Source organism: Pedobacter sp. AC402, assembly GCF_979252805.1.
On record NZ_CEEDAI010000009.1, the window covers coordinates 1,132,705 to 1,147,830 of the forward strand.

The following is a 15,126-nucleotide window of genomic DNA, read 5'->3' on the forward strand; positions in this document are numbered from 1 at the left end:
TTTAACTTAATTTAGGCGGCTGCCAAACAGATAATGGTAAAGAGATAACCTCACCCATGTAAGCTTCATTATATTCTGAGCTTATTGGTTTTGAGATTACCACAAGAGGTGTTGAAGAAATAACTTCAGAAGTGGTATTACAGCAGGAACAAACGCAGAACGGTGAACAGAAATCACTGCGTTCTTTTTCTGTAGAATGGGTTGTTATGCTTTTTTCAGTTAATGGTCCACCATGCAACTTACCCATAGCCAATACGTCAGCGCATGGAATGCAGCTGAGTATTACGATAATGAAGCAGAGAAACAAACTGGATATTTTCACTTTCAAAATTTTACCAAATATATAAACTTATTTAAGAACAATTTTTTTTAGTCCTGGTTTGAAAAAATTTAATACTTTTTTATTAAAATAATCATAGCCTATAGGTTTTCACCCATCATTCAAAAGTTCCACCACTTGAACAACCAAACGGAAACCTTCTTTGCCCAAATCAAAAAACTTCATATAATCTGGGTAAAAAGGGAAGGAAGTTTTCATTTATTGATGAGATAAGTCCAGAGGTAAGCCTGAATCTTCCACTAACAGACCTTATCGGCCAGCATAGACTCTTCTGATGGGAAATGTCTTTTAACCGCACCGAAAGCTTCAATTATTCAGCCAGCCAGGGATTTTTTGGCCATCAAATCCCTGGCCCGGCTAAAATGTGAATCCACTACCCAGAAAAGTCGATTACTACAGGTTTAAAGTTTGAATTTTATCCCTCCGTTTACTACAAACCCATCTACAGGCGCATAGATGTCCCTGAAAACAGGGCTAGTAATGCTACCTGTATAGATCGAATCAAAGCTGGTCTGCCTAGTGTCCGTTAAATTCTCAAAATTCACAAAAATTGAAAACCGTTCCCAAAGCTTTTCTGCCATCAGACCAGCTGTCCAATAGCTTTTACCAGTGGCACCATCGTTTAACTTCTGTTTGCTGAAATAGTATGCTTCGGCACCGATCTTCCATTTATCTTCAAGCTCATACATCAATACATTATTTACCCTGTGCTTTGAAACCAGCGGATAATTTGTGCTGGTGCCTCCTGTATGCTGGTTCACATCCGCTAATGTATAACCGATGAAAAGTTTAAAATCACCGTAGGTTACTTTGGCATTTGTTTCCATTCCCCTGGTATCTAAATTACCTTTAGGCTGAACATAGGTCAGGTTGGCTCCATTAGCAGCAGTCAGCAATATCGGGTTATTGATACGGGTATAAAAAAACATCTGATTGATGCTGAATCCAACCGCTCCGTCAAACAATGAGGTGCGATAGTTAACATCATAGTTGGCGCCATAAGAGCGTTCCGCCTTTGTATTGGCCACATCTAAAGGCGCTACATTTCTGAACTGGATCCGCTCAGCATCTTCGGTAAATACAGTTGGTGCCTTATAACCCAGACCACCGCCTAATCGGGTAGAAAAATGTTCATTGATCTTCCACAATCCGGAAATTCTTGGTAAGAAGAAAAATCCGTATTCATTGTGGTAATCTCCCCTTACTCCTGATTCAAGACTAATTTTTTTAGATATGTTCCAGGTGTTCTGTGCAAATGCCCCAATGGTATTATAATTGTAACTTCTGAGTGCATTGTCACTGTTCTGGTCTTCCTTAAAATTGTCGGTCAAAAAGTTCACCCCCAACACCCAGTCTGCTTTTTCTCCGTTACGGCTATAATTGGCCTCACTGTAGGTTGACACTTGAACGCCTGAAAAAAGGTAATTTGGCAACCCAATACTCCGGTCGTAATAGCTCACCGAATTGCGGATAACAAGCTTTTCCTTTTCGCTCAGTCTATGATCCAACTCAACCTGAGAGCTGTAACGCCCGGTTTTATTCTCCTCAAAATAAGAATGGGCAGCACTGCCATTTCCCTTCACATATTCCAGGTCGCCGCCAATCCGTTTTTCAGTTGTGGCGTTGATTCCGGCCAAAAGCGTAGTCGCATCATTGAAATAAAAATATAGTTTGGGGTTCAGGGTGAAACGGTCAAACTTGGGGATAGCGGTTAAGCCAATATCAGAAGGATCATAGGCAGTCCCTTTGTTGTATGCACCATAAACCGTGATACCTATTTTATCAAATTTCTGTCCATAAAAACCACTGGCATCCAGTCCCAAAGCAGAAGTACCGTTTAAAAGGAAATTAAGCTGACGCGCTTCAGTCGGTTTTTTAGAAACCAGGTTCACCAGTCCAGCAATTGCTCCACCTCCGTAAAGGGTGGACGATGAACCTTTGATCACCTCTACCTGCTGCAAATCCAATGGGGCAATCTGAAGCAGGCCCAATCCACCCGAGAAACCAGAGTATAATGGAAAACCGTCCCTAATGATCTGGGTATATTTTCCGTCCAGTCCCTGTATGCGGATACTGGAATTTCCGCTGGTCGCAGAAGTCTGCTGGGTCTGGATGCCTGTGCTTTCTGCCAGCATCATGCGGATGTCGCCAGGTTTCATATTACCTTTTTCGTCCAGTTCTTCCCCGGCGATGACCTCAACCCGTGTAGGAATATTATCAATGGTACGGCTGCTCCTTGTAGCTGAGATCACTACATCCTCCAAGTCCTCGTCTTCTCCAGCTGCAGTAAGTAAAATAGTCAAAACGTTAGTTTCAGCAAGGGGAAAGGTCAGCGTATCAGTTTTGGTCTGATAGCCTACATAACTAAACTGAATGATCTGTTTACCTGAGGGTATACCATTAATACTTGCATTACCTGCACTATCTGATTTAGCGCCAATGGTCGTTCCAAGAACTTTTAACGTAGCTCCTGGAAGTACTTGGTTTGTCTTTGCGTCTTTGATGACGGCTTTATATCTATTTTGGGCAAAGGCGGTAACTGTAAACAACAGTATAGCCAAAACCACAATCGTTCTTTTCATAATGATCTTTAAATAATGATTTCGATAAATATGTCCGGTTAGGACGAGGGAAAAATAAACTACGAAAGTTTGGGCGGCTGCCAGATAGAAATTGAAATGGCCTGTAGCTGAAGTGGGATGTAAGCCGTATTATGCTGTACAGGTAAAAGCTGGGCCGCAAAAACGATCGTTGTCCGTGTAGTGATGGTAAAGCCGATACAGGTACCACAGACATAAAACGGTGAACAGCCTTTGCAACAATTATCGTTATGTTCACTGCAAGCATGTTTTTCCGCTTTATCGGTTTTCAGTACATGGCTATCTTCTCGCGCTAAAGCGCAGCATGGTACCGCGGTTAGCGTATATACGATGAGAGATAAAACCAGGGCAATGAATTTCACGGTGTAAAAGTATAAAATTTACTAATACTCTGTGTTGTTGTTATGTGATATAATAGATTGCAAGATCTGTAAATGAAGAATAAGAGCCTGGCACCCTCAAATTTGACTGTCCAATTGATTGGGGTTATTTCGCAAGCTTCAAGGCATCAGCAAACTCACCGGACAGGGGGACTGTTTATGATAGCTGTGGGGGATGCTTCCACGTCGTGCTCGACACGCTTGAATTCAATTTCAATACTATTTGCATCGGTTGTAGAACAGCCTGCATTTAAGTGAACATAAGGTAACAACCCCTTGGGTCACCGTCGTTAGGCTTTCCGAGGGATCCCAGGTTGATCACATGTTTGAACTTTCAATATGGGGTTTCCAAATTCTGTGATACGGCTTGTGGAAGTGCACCACAAAAAGCAGATCTGCATCAGCTTCTTTAAGCATTTCCAAAACATAGTCTGCATCTGTGTCTATCAGTATGTATTCATCTATACTACTGGTACTGCCGTGCGCGAAAACAAGATTTAGTTTTTCACCGCTCAGTTTATATTCTAACCTGATATGCGCCGGAAGCGTTTTCAAATATCCCCTGTTATCCTCACGCAACGGCCATCGGTAACAGCATCTGCCTTTTTCCTCTACTAAAAAAATATCAGTCGATTTTGGCATTTCTCAATCTCAGGGAATTCAAAATAACGGAAACCGAGCTAAAACTCATCGCGAGTGCAGCTATCATGGGAGAAAGTAAAACTCCAAAAAACGGATATAAAATACCAGCCGCTATCGGAATCCCCAATACATTGTATCCCAGGGCAAAAAACAGGTTTCCTTTGATATTGCCCATTACTTTATGGCTCAACAACCTTGCTTTTGCGATCCCGTTTAAATCCCCCTTCACCAATGTAATCGAGGCACTCTGGATAGCAACGTCTGTTCCCGTGCCCATGGCAATCCCGATATCAGCCTGGGAAAGTGCAGGGGCATCATTGATGCCGTCACCTGCCATGGCTACCTTTTTGCCTTCGGCCTGTAGTTTTTTTATTTCATTCAGCTTATCTTCAGGCAACATCTGAGCTTTGAACCCATCCAGATTTAAAGTTGCGCTTACTGCCCTCGCTGTATCCTCATTGTCTCCGGTAAACATGATTACCTTGATGCCTTCCTGCTGGAGCTTTAGAATAGCAGCTGTGCTGGAATGCTTGATCTTATCCGAAATCACAACAAACCCCACTGCTTTATTTCCAACGGCCAAATAAGAAACCGTCTTGCCCTGCCTTTGAGCGGCACTAACCTGCTCGGACAGACTAGGATCAATCGCCGCTTTAACATGCTCCATCAGTTTTTGGTTCCCCAAAGCCAGTCTTTCCCCATTCAGACTGCCTGTTACGCCCTTCCCGGTAACGGCCTCAAAGTCGGATATAGCCTTAACGGATATTTCGTTTTCCTCCCCATAACGCAAAGTTGCCTGTGCCAATGGATGTTCGCTGCTGCTGTTCAAAGCCACAATTTTCTCCAGGATCTGTTTTTCGGTAAAGCCCTTATCTACGCTAACCACACTTTCAACCGAGGGCTTTCCCTCTGTAACCGTACCAGTTTTATCGATGACCACTACATCAATAGCATTCATTTTCTCAAGAGATTCCGCATTTTTGATCAGTATACCAGACTGAGCGCCCTTCCCTACTCCCACCATTACCGACATTGGGGTAGCCAGGCCTAGCGCACATGGGCATGCAATAATCAATACCGCGATTGCATTTACAAAAGCATAAACATAGGCCGGATCGGGGCCGTATACTGCCCATACCACGAACGTTACAATAGAAATCAATACCACAACAGGCACGAAATAACCTGAAATTTTATCGGCCATCTTTTGGATGGGCGCTTTTGAGCGGCTGGCGGAATTGACCATTTCGATGATCTGGGAAAGCAGTGTTTCTGAGCCTACCTTTTCGGCAAGCATGACAAAGGTCTTTTTACCATTGATGGTTCCTGAACTGATTTTATCCCCTATCTTTTTCTCAACAGGAAGGGGTTCTCCTGTGATCATGGATTCATCAATTACAGCTTCCCCGTTCTTAATACTACCATCCACCGGAATTTTTTCACCAGGCTTTACCCTCAGCAGATCTCCTTTCTGAATATCATCAATAGATACTGATATTTCCTTATCCCCGACCACTTTTGTTGCTGAATTAGGTGCCAGCTTCAACAGCTCCTTAATGGCGCTGTTGGTTTTGCCATGCGCCCGGGCTTCCAAAAGCTGACCGAGCAGTACCAGCGTAAGAATCACGGTTGCCGCCTCAAAATAAACGAAAACGGTGCCGTGATGTGTTTTAAACTGATCAGGAAAAACTCCGGGGAATAGAAGGGCGACAATACTGAAGCCCCAGGATACCCCGGCACCAATCCCAATCAGTGTAAACATGTTCAGTTTCCAGGTAATGATGGATTGCCATGCACGCTGAAAGAACATCCAGGTTGCATAAAAGACCACCGGAATAGAAAGAAAAAACTGAACCCAGTTCCAGTATTTAAGTTCCATTAGATCAAACAAAGGATTGCTGGGAATCATTTCCGTCATGGCAATAACAAAAATGGGTATGGTAAAACCTGCTGCAATCTTGAACTTTTTGAGCAGGGTTTCATAAGTTTTATCTTCTTCTTCAAGGTTTGTCCCTGTAGGTACCAGGTCCATTCCGCAGAGCGGACATGATCCTGGTTTGTCCCTGATAATCTCGGGATGCATGGGGCAGGTAAATTGAGATGCCTGTTTCTTGGCAGGCTGTTTTACCAGGTCCATCCCGCATACAGGGCAATGACCTGGCTTATCATAAGTCTTCTGACCTTGACAGTGCATAGGACAATAAAACAGGCCTCCCGCTTCATTTTTATCATCATTTTCAACCTTGGGACTTTGCTCATGGGTTGAATGATCATGATTAGGATGTTCTGAAGATTTTAGAACATGTTTTCCCTGAACTGCCATTTCAATACCGTAATGTCCGGCGGCAGAAAGAGCCTCCTGCAGCTTTTCCGTCGGGATATGTTCTTGCATAGTTATGACGGCTTCAGCAGGTTCAAGGGTCACCTGTGCAGAAACGCCATCAATCGCATTCAGCACATTTTCGACTTTGCTCCGGCAGCCCTGACAGCTCATTCCGGTTATTTTATAGGTGTGTTCCATGTTTTTGATTTGTTAATAGCTTAATGTCAATCCGGCGCCATAGCCCATATCACTGTCATAATGTGTTGAAAGCCCAAAATACTTAGTAACGATGTACCTGAATCCGGCCATATATTCCTTATCGGTATTGACCATAAACTGGAAGCGCAGTCTTTTGGAAACGGGGATATCTTCCCTCATCAGCTGAAACCTGACATTCCCCTTGTGATCGAGGGAAGCATCTGCAACGATCAGCAGTGGTAGGGTATATTGAACTCCCAAATGAAATACCTGCCTGAAATTTTTGGTATTTCCCTGCCCGAAAAGATTGTTTCCCGGCGAAAGTGATTGCCCGAAAACATTCTTGTCCAAGGGATCAACCGTTCTTTTTCTAAAATCCCATCCGATATAGGGCAATAGCCATTGGTTTCTCCCGATATATCTTCCAAAATGACTTTCACTTTCATAGCCCATTTCCTTGTCAAACCCAATCCGCCATTCAGTGGTAAAGCGGTAACGGGTATTGGCGAGCATAATCTCTCCGTCGCTGCCATTGGTTTCGATTCCGATGCGTGCCATTGGATGAAATACCCTGTCATCACTGAAAAGTTTTCGCTGTGCCAGCTTGGGGTCCGGGATTTCGGGATTAGGCGGAGAATTCTCATAACTGAATACCCTTCCCATACCGCTCATCATGTGATAGAGAATATGGCAGTGGAAGAACCAGTCGCCTCCTGGCTCTGTTGCTGCAAATTCAAGGGTATCCCGCTCCATGGGCATGATGTCGATAATGTTCTTCATCGGGGCATATTCTCCCTGCCGGTTAATTACCCTGAAGTCATGGCCATGAAGGTGCATAGGATGGCGCATCATACTGTTGTTGTAAAGGATTATCCTAACATTTTCGCCCTTTTTTATCAGTATCTTATCGCTTTCAGAAACGGTTTTGTTATCCAGCGTCCAGACGTAACGGTTCATATTTCCTGTAAGGTCAAACTTAAGTTCCTTCCATGGGCCTTTTGGCAGGGTTGTTTTCTTTGGATCTCGAAGCATATTATAGTTCAGAGTAACGATATCGGCGGTTTCTGCCTCCATATTCATCCCTGCCATGCTCTTGTCACCAGACATCTGCATACCAGGCATCCCCTTCATTTTTTTCTCTGTTTTTGAATTTTCTTCACCGGTTACCTCCGGGTACATCACCGTATTCATATCCATGATCTGGTTCTGCATCTTCATGCCTTCCATCTGTACCATATTGCCGCTCATATCCATCATATCGTTCATCATTTTCATTCCGGCAAAATACTTCAGTTTGGGCATTTTCTCTGCATGGACCTTTTCTCCCTTGCCCAGCCATAGTGATGCTGATCCCGTACGGTCTTCAGGAGTGACCAAAAATTCATAGCTCTTATTTTCCGGAATCGTGACCACTACATCATAGGTTTCGGAAACCGCTATAATCAGCCTGTCGACCTCTACAGGCTCCACATCATTTCCATCGGTAGCGACAACGGTAATCTTGCCCCCTGCATATTTAAGCCAGAAATAATCTGAGGCTCCACCGTTTGCAATACGCAGCCTTACCTTGTCCCCAGCCTTGAACTGCGGCTGTTCGTTCTGATTTTTCCCATTGATGAGAAAGGCTTCATAATAAACATCGCTCACATCCATGGCATTCATGCGCTTCCATTCATTGGCTACCTTTGTTTTAAAATGTCCGGTCCTGATCGCTTCTGCATAACTCTGGGTAGTCCCTTTTTTGATGGCAAACCAGTCGTTGGCATTTTTCAGGCTTCTATGAACCTCCTCGGGCTTCATATCTGTCCATTCGCTAATGACTACTGGAAGGGTTGGAATATCCCACTCCGTACGTTTGTTCATGATAAATGCCCCATACATACCTATCTGTTCCTGAAGGCCGCTGTGGCTGTGGTACCAGTGCGTTCCATGTTGGACGATGGGAAACTTATAGATGTAGGTAGTGTGCGGTTTGATCGGCATTTGGGTCAGAAAAGGAACACCATCCATCTTGTTCGGAAGAAAAAGTCCGTGCCAGTGCAGCGCGGTTTCCTCGTCGAGATTATTGTGCACGTAGATCAGGGCGGTATCGCCCTGCGTAAAGGTCAGTGTGGGCATGGGGATCTGACCGTTTACCGCAATTGCCCGCTTTGATTTTCTCCCATAATTTACCGTTGTATCGGCTATGTAAAGATCATAACGCACGGTACGTGGTGGAAATTTATTCGCAACGGTCTTAATCGGGCCCAAATTGGCCTTTGCAGTTTTGATATTTTCCATGTCAGAACTGTTATCATCCATTGCCATGCCCGCCATATCCCCCATATCCTCACTCTTTTTGGAACTTTCCTTTGTTCCCCCATTCTGTTCAGGCGCTGACCTGGGCTTTTCCCTGATTAGCTTCATCCCGCATTTGGGACAGTTGCCAGGTTTGGAGTCATGGATCTCAGGGTGCATTGGGCAGGTATAGGTTACTGATTCCTCTTTTGGCTTACTTTCCAATTTTTCTGCCAGCATTTTCATGCCTTCCATAGCTCCCTTTTTTGTACCTTGCTTCTTTTTGCCCGGATCAGCTGTCTTTGCCTTATCCACTTTACCTTTCTGCAGGATAAGCTTCATTCCGCACTTTGGACAGTTACCGGGTTTTTCCGATTGTATTTCCGGGTGCATCACACAGGTATAGATTACCCTGGACTGACCAGCACTGCCGTTCTTGTCCGTTTTCATTCCCTTCATATCCTGGGCGGAAACCACAGAATAAATTATCAATAAAAAGACTGTTAATATATTTTTCATTTCTTTGTTAACTTAAAGAGCAGTGAGATTCTTTCTGTTCAAACTATCCCTTGAATTCTGTACCCACTTTATGAGTATCGACTTTTCCCTTGGATCTAATATTGCATTTCTGTGGATCAGGCTATAAGAGGAAAGCGGCATTGTACCATCTTTTAAGCTATTTTCTATGGCCCGCAGTTTGTTCTGACGCCTCCGCAAGGTATAGCCGGCAAATTCATTAAAGTTCAGCTCCTCTTTTCCCGATCGTATGTGACTGTTAAGGTACCAGTGAAGCGGCTGAACATAGGCATACCATGGATATTCCGTGTTGTTGCTGTGACAGTCATAACATGATTTTTTAAGTATCCCCTGCACATCATCAGGCATAGGAACAAGTGTGGATATATCCTGAGGCATAGCCTGCGCGCTTTTATTGCGTGCAGGCTGTAAGATCTGCATAAGCATGAAGATAACTAATAGCCCAAGAAAGGTTTTTTTTATGCCCGTCATTTTTGTGCTATTTCAGTTCTTCTTTGACAGTGCCACAGGTGGGCATCGTTTTTCCAAGGTAAGGGTTTTTGATCTCCTTTATCTCACTCACCCAGATTGCACCCTTGTTATTGTTGTACATGGGACAACGGTCCACATACAGGGGCTTGTCAGTGCCAAGGAGCTTGATCATATCGTACATGTCTTTGCTCAGCATATCGAAATGCTCACGTTGATGGACAATATTGCCTGCATTGGAACCGATATGCTCTGCGTGCTCTTTGGCATCATCCCGAATATCGCTATATGCCCTGGCCTGCTCCGAAGTCAATGATTTTTCATCAAAACTGGCGAACGCTGCAACCATTTCACTGCCTGCGGCGGCAGCTTGTTTATCATCGTCCGTGGTCAGGGCATTTTTCAGTTTCAGATAGCCGGATAAAAGCGCAGCCGTTTGGGATTTTTTTACATTATTGGTTTCCCTAGAAACATTTTTGGTCGTGGAATCCGCAACAGCGGAATCTTGCTTTTCATTTTTGCCATTTGTACAGGCGGCAAGGAAAAATAGTGGGCCCAGAAGGCTATATATTAATGTTTTCATTGTTTTTGATATATCTTGAATAAATTATTTCGAGCTGTATGTAGAATATATGCATATAGCTATATTGAACGGACCAAAACATCACAATGCTAAATGTCCGCTCAATAACAATATGAATTATTTGATAGTCTCCTTTACTGCACCACAGGTCAGCATCTGCTTACCGAAATAAGGGTTTTTGATACCAGCGTTATCAGAAAGCCAATAGCTCTTTTTCATCGGACAATAGGTATAATAAACAGGCGCTTTGGTGAGTTTAACGGCTTTTGCCAGTTTAAAAAGATTGGCAGAAAAAGTTGCGAAATATTCTCTCTGATGGGCAATATCCTTACTCTCCGATATGTGCTTGGCATCAAAGGCAAGCTTATCCTGTAAACCTATAAATATATTCATATCGGCTTCTGGCATTGACTTCATGTCCATGCTGCCCAGCGCTCTGGAAAACTCAGTGGCTTTTGAGGCGGCGACTGTCGCATCTGCATTTATCAATGCATTTTTGATATCGTAATAAGAAGTTAAAAGTGACTGTGTCTGGCTATTTTGCGCAAGGACGCGGCCAGTGAAAACGATTGCCAATAGGGCAACCAGAAAAAATATTTTTTTCATGATTTTAAGATTAAATGTTTACACTCTTTCCGCAGGAGTTTTGGCCGCGCGAAAGCCAGGCACCATGTCAATGTAACACGGGCTCTATTGGTAATTCTTGGTGAAATCTTATATCTGAAAGCTATTGATGGAAATCCGGATGTCCCTGTTGGGTGGCCGCTCCCGCTGTCCGGCGTAAACGCTCTTTTTGAGAGCCAGTTTGACAGAAGGAATTAAAAAGTTGTAATTATAATCTGGAAGCAATAGAACAGGTAGGATAACCTGGTTTTTAACGCTTTGGGGAACAAGCTTCCCCTGAACCACAAGGTCGTTGACCAGAGTCTTGCAACAGGGATCTTCTTTTGAAAGATTCGGTCCATTTGAAGCACTGTGTTTATGCACATGTGCACCTTTATGCTGATGATCATGTTTGTGATTATTCTTTTTAGAGGAAACATGTACATCACTTTCTCCATGATTATCTCTTTCCATTCCAACTGCACAGGCAAGGCCAACAACAGTGTTGAGCAGAAAAATCACTAAAAGAAAGATGGCTTTGGTTTTCATCAGACTACAAATCTATATAAAGATGCAAAATTAAATTTATATAATTTCCCATATCTTTTATATAATTATATTAGAAAATCACCTCAAATTTCTGACATTGAACTTGTTTCAATATTTTTCGGCCCCTCGAAAAGTAATTTCGTTTCGCAGACTCCGACCTGTCAAATGCTGGATTTGCTTTTCACCAAGGTCCAGACAGTATTAGCGCAATCAAGCTACATACTATGCCAAATTTTACTTACCATGGGTATTTATCCATAAGATATGACGCACCAAATCATAACCTTACCCTCCATTTTTGAATATCGATTCACTCTCCAAGAGGTAGGCTCTACTGGTGACCACTATTTCACCTAGTGAAATGCCAGACAATACCTGCACATAGCCCCCGTTCCCTGCTCCCGGTATTGACCTTTCTTCCAGAAAAACTTCCATCACGATTTTTGATCCATACCTTATTGCCTTTACCTCCTGCTAGTATTGAAGATGTGGGCACAGCAACAGCATTCTGTTTTCCATTACCAATGGAAATGTATGCCAACATCCCCGGCCTGATCAGCCCCTGCGTATTTGGAACTGCGATCCGGATGAGCACAACCTTAGATTCATCTGATAGTTCAGGATTTACAAATTCCACCTTGCCTTTAACAACCTGTCCGTTCAGATCTGGAAAAGAGACATTCACCATGTCATTTTCCTTATAGTTTCCGCTTTCGCCGGCATATAACTGCGCCTCTATCCATAGATTGGCTAACCCTTGCGTTTTTAATATAGCCATCCCTTCAGTTACGTAATCACCCTCGTGGATGGCTATGTCGCTTACCGTTCCGTTAACCTTGCTGTATATGGTAACAGTGGCCGAAGTTTTGGACAAAGAAGAAAGATTTATGATCTGGGCGGAGTTCAGGCCCCATAACAATAACTTGTGCTCTACTGTCTTGATCATGGCCTCATAATCGACGTCAGGATTATTTAATACCTTCTGCTGCTGCCTGGCCAAAAGGTATTCTTTTTCGGCTGATAACAGGTCTTCGCTATAAATGGAATACACTGCCTGACCTATTGTTATTTTTTCTCCAACGGACCTAACAAATAAACGCTGTATGCGTCCGGCCACTCTTGCACTGATCTCTTCCGCCTTACTTTCGTCCGTGGCAACTGTTCCGGTCAGAAGTTTTTCGCCCCCTGTATTTTCTTCCCTTACCGTATCAACTGTTATGCCTGCCAACTGAATCTGGCTTGCTGTCAATGTTATTTTTTCCGTGGCAGAATTTCCTGATCCAGTAAGTTCGACCTTGATCAGTTTCATGCCACAGATCGGACAGTTGCCGGGATGGTCTTCATGTATCTGTGGATGCATGGAACAGGTATAGTAAAATTTGCTTTTTGCTTTTGCCGCCGGCTCTGCTTTTTGTTTGCAGCTGTTAAATATACTTACTGAAAGCACAATAATCAGTAAGGCACAGATCCTTTTCAGGTTAATTCTTTTTATGTTATTCATGACCCTTTGTTTTGATGAAACTCTCACTGTCTGTTAAATACCCTGCATCTACTGCCAGGGTATCGGTTGCGGAAAGGCCTCTTGTTATCTGTATTTCGTTCCCTTTGAAAGTCCCAATATTTACACTATGTGCATAGTATAAGCTGCCTTTTTTTAGCCAGATTATTTTTGTCTGCCCAAGATCCTGCAGAGCAGACCTCGGTATCCAAAGCCCTTTGGATTTTCCCGTCTCTATTGAGGCATTGATTAGACTGTTTACCTTCAGCTGATGTTCCATATTGTCCAGATAAACCCTTGCGCTAACCGTTTTGTCACCTTGCTGAAGGGTAGGTTCAATAAAATCTACTTTCCCATATAACGTTTTACCTGGCAGATCCGGCAGGGTAATCTTAACCGGTTGATTTAACTCTAAGCTGGCCAGTGAATTTCTGTCGATCTTGATAATGGCCTGGAACAGGGCAGCCCAGGTGATCAGCTCAGGCATAATCTGGTAAGGGTGCCTTAAAATATGAACCGGCCTATGGTCCGACAGAGAAAGCCTGCGTTTTTTAAGGTAGACGGTAAAAAGAAGAATTGCGCAAAGCAGCAACCCTCCCGGTAAGCTTCCCCTTGGAGAGAGGATGATTTGTCCGGGTTCAGCAGCAAAAGCAGCATAGTTCCCTGCAGCATAAACCAGTTTATACCCGATAAGAAAACCTAAAAATCCATTGGTTATCCATTCCCATAACAAAATCTCCTTCTTAGGCTGTATAATAATCTCAACAGGTGCTATATGTCCTGCAGCCTCCTTTCTTTTAAGCTCAGCAGAAAACAGCAGGTAACCAGAAATAAATGCCAGGGCCACAAAGAAACCGAAAGTCTGAACGGGAAGCGGAATATATATTCTAAATAGGTATTCAATAAGATGGGTCAGGGTTGGGAACATAGGCAGAAACTGAAAAACCGCAACGTAAAAAAATATATTAGCCGCCATCAGGAAATTGCCCCAAGTAGTCCATAAAGTGGGGACCCTTTAAAAAGCAGATCCCCACTGATCCTATTTGGATAACAATAAGTCTTAAGCCAGCAAGCGTTTGAGCCACTTTAATTCAATATATAAAATTAAATGCCCAAAGACTAGTAAGCCACGCCTCAGAAGCTAATTATGACCTCATTGTTACGATTCATAGTTATGGTGGTACCTTTAAAAAGTCGCACTGATCGGGCTATTTCTTTCCGGGTCGATCAAAAAACATAAAGATTAACAAGGGATAAAAAATAAAAAACAATATGTGATTTTTGTCAGCTTTATCCCTGGACGAAGTGTTAGGTTTACTTTGGAAAAAACGCGCTGCATGTTTTAATTAGGGAACCATAGAGAGTTTCTTTGTAAATTTATTATACCCTTTATTCTATATCCAAAAAATGTATTCCAATATTTTAAAGAATTTTGGCGCAGGCCTGCAGTATAGTTATCTTTAAAATCCAAAACAGCTAAAATGAAAGATATGACCATTGCGGAATACATCGAAAGACTTTTTCCCCAGTTTGAACCTGCCCTTAAGACCATCCTTATCGAGAATGCGACGCTTAGGGATTTTCAGGAAGGTGATATGCTCATGCAAACTGGGCAGAATATGCGCTCCACGGTGCTTATCGTAGAAGGCATGGTAAAGCTCTACAGGGAGGGAGAAGATGGACAGGAATTCTTTATGTATTATCTCCAGCCAGGAAATGCGTGTGCACTTTCCATGATATGCGCAACCAAACAGGAAACCAGTCAGGTAATGGCAAAGGCCATTGAACAGACCAAGGTACTCATGATTCCGATTGCCCTGATGGATAAGCTGATGCGGGATTACAGAACATGGTATTACTTTGTCATTGAAACATACCGTATGCGCTTTGAAGAACTCCTCTTTGTCATCGATAATATCGCCTTTAAGGCAATGGATGAGCGGCTGGCCTTTTACCTGAAAAAGCAAGCTGGAGATTTAAACACAAAAGAACTGCACCTTACCCACAGTGAAATTGCATCTGATTTGAACACCTCCCGGGAAGTAATTTCAAGGCTGCTTAAGAAAATGGAGCAGGCAGGAGAAATTAAGATGTACCGTAATTACATCGAATATTTAGCCTAAGCCCA

12 protein-coding genes are annotated in these 15,126 nt (G+C 43.2%); 1 reads left to right on the forward strand and 11 read right to left on the reverse strand.

The genetic code is table 11. The features are described 5' to 3' along the window. Position 1: 1 nt before the first annotated feature. The 11 genes from AC0IWE_RS15710 to AC0IWE_RS15760 all read right to left on the reverse strand — a co-directional run bounded on the left by AC0IWE_RS15710 (position 2) and on the right by AC0IWE_RS15760 (position 13,974). On the reverse strand, positions 2–322 hold the full coding sequence (locus AC0IWE_RS15710; protein WP_146202963.1) for a DUF6660 family protein: 321 nt from the start codon (positions 320–322) through the stop codon (positions 2–4). Positions 323–741: 419 nt separating this feature from the next. After that, the gene (locus AC0IWE_RS15715) at positions 742–2,922 is read right to left on the reverse strand and encodes a TonB-dependent receptor (protein WP_265856939.1); all 2,181 of its coding nucleotides are present in this window, start codon (positions 2,920–2,922) and stop codon (positions 742–744) included. Positions 2,923–3,638: 716 nt separating this feature from the next. Then, positions 3,639–3,962, reverse strand: coding sequence for a hypothetical protein (locus tag AC0IWE_RS15720; RefSeq protein ID WP_056095240.1), 324 nt, complete (start codon positions 3,960–3,962; stop codon positions 3,639–3,641). Next, positions 3,946–6,483, reverse strand: coding sequence for a heavy metal translocating P-type ATPase (locus AC0IWE_RS15725; protein WP_265856937.1), 2,538 nt, complete (start codon positions 6,481–6,483; stop codon positions 3,946–3,948). The genes AC0IWE_RS15720 and AC0IWE_RS15725 overlap by 17 nt, the downstream gene beginning before the upstream one ends. A gap of 12 nt (positions 6,484–6,495) precedes the next feature. Beyond that, on the reverse strand, positions 6,496–9,279 hold the full coding sequence (locus AC0IWE_RS15730) for a multicopper oxidase domain-containing protein (protein WP_265856936.1): 2,784 nt from the start codon (positions 9,277–9,279) through the stop codon (positions 6,496–6,498). 12 nt (positions 9,280–9,291) lie between these two features. After that, positions 9,292–9,768 (reverse strand): heme-binding domain-containing protein, encoded by a 477-nt coding sequence (locus tag AC0IWE_RS15735; RefSeq protein ID WP_056095245.1) that lies wholly within the window; start codon positions 9,766–9,768, stop codon positions 9,292–9,294. Between the two features lie 7 nt (positions 9,769–9,775). Continuing rightward, entirely contained in the window at positions 9,776–10,348 is a 573-nt protein-coding gene (locus AC0IWE_RS15740) for a DUF3347 domain-containing protein (protein ID WP_265856933.1), read from the reverse strand. A gap of 117 nt (positions 10,349–10,465) precedes the next feature. Then, entirely contained in the window at positions 10,466–10,954 is a 489-nt protein-coding gene (locus AC0IWE_RS15745) for a DUF3347 domain-containing protein (RefSeq protein ID WP_265856932.1), read from the reverse strand. A 108-nt stretch (positions 10,955–11,062) separates the two neighbouring features. Then, positions 11,063–11,500: a hypothetical protein gene (locus AC0IWE_RS15750; protein WP_056095255.1), complete on the reverse strand. Its 438-nt coding sequence runs from the start codon at positions 11,498–11,500 to the stop codon at positions 11,063–11,065. A gap of 349 nt (positions 11,501–11,849) precedes the next feature. Continuing rightward, a complete protein-coding gene (locus tag AC0IWE_RS15755; RefSeq protein ID WP_471793796.1) occupies positions 11,850–13,001 on the reverse strand; it encodes an efflux RND transporter periplasmic adaptor subunit in 1,152 nt (383 codons plus the stop codon). Then, entirely contained in the window at positions 12,994–13,974 is a 981-nt protein-coding gene (locus AC0IWE_RS15760; RefSeq protein ID WP_265856928.1) for an efflux RND transporter periplasmic adaptor subunit, read from the reverse strand. Before AC0IWE_RS15760 ends, AC0IWE_RS15755 begins: the two co-directional genes overlap by 8 nt. A 505-nt stretch (positions 13,975–14,479) precedes the next feature. On the opposite strand from AC0IWE_RS15760, the gene AC0IWE_RS15765 reads away from it, so the two are divergent. Continuing rightward, positions 14,480–15,121: a Crp/Fnr family transcriptional regulator gene (locus AC0IWE_RS15765; RefSeq protein ID WP_471793797.1), complete on the forward strand. Its 642-nt coding sequence runs from the start codon at positions 14,480–14,482 to the stop codon at positions 15,119–15,121. The last annotated feature ends 5 nt before the right edge of the window (positions 15,122–15,126 follow it).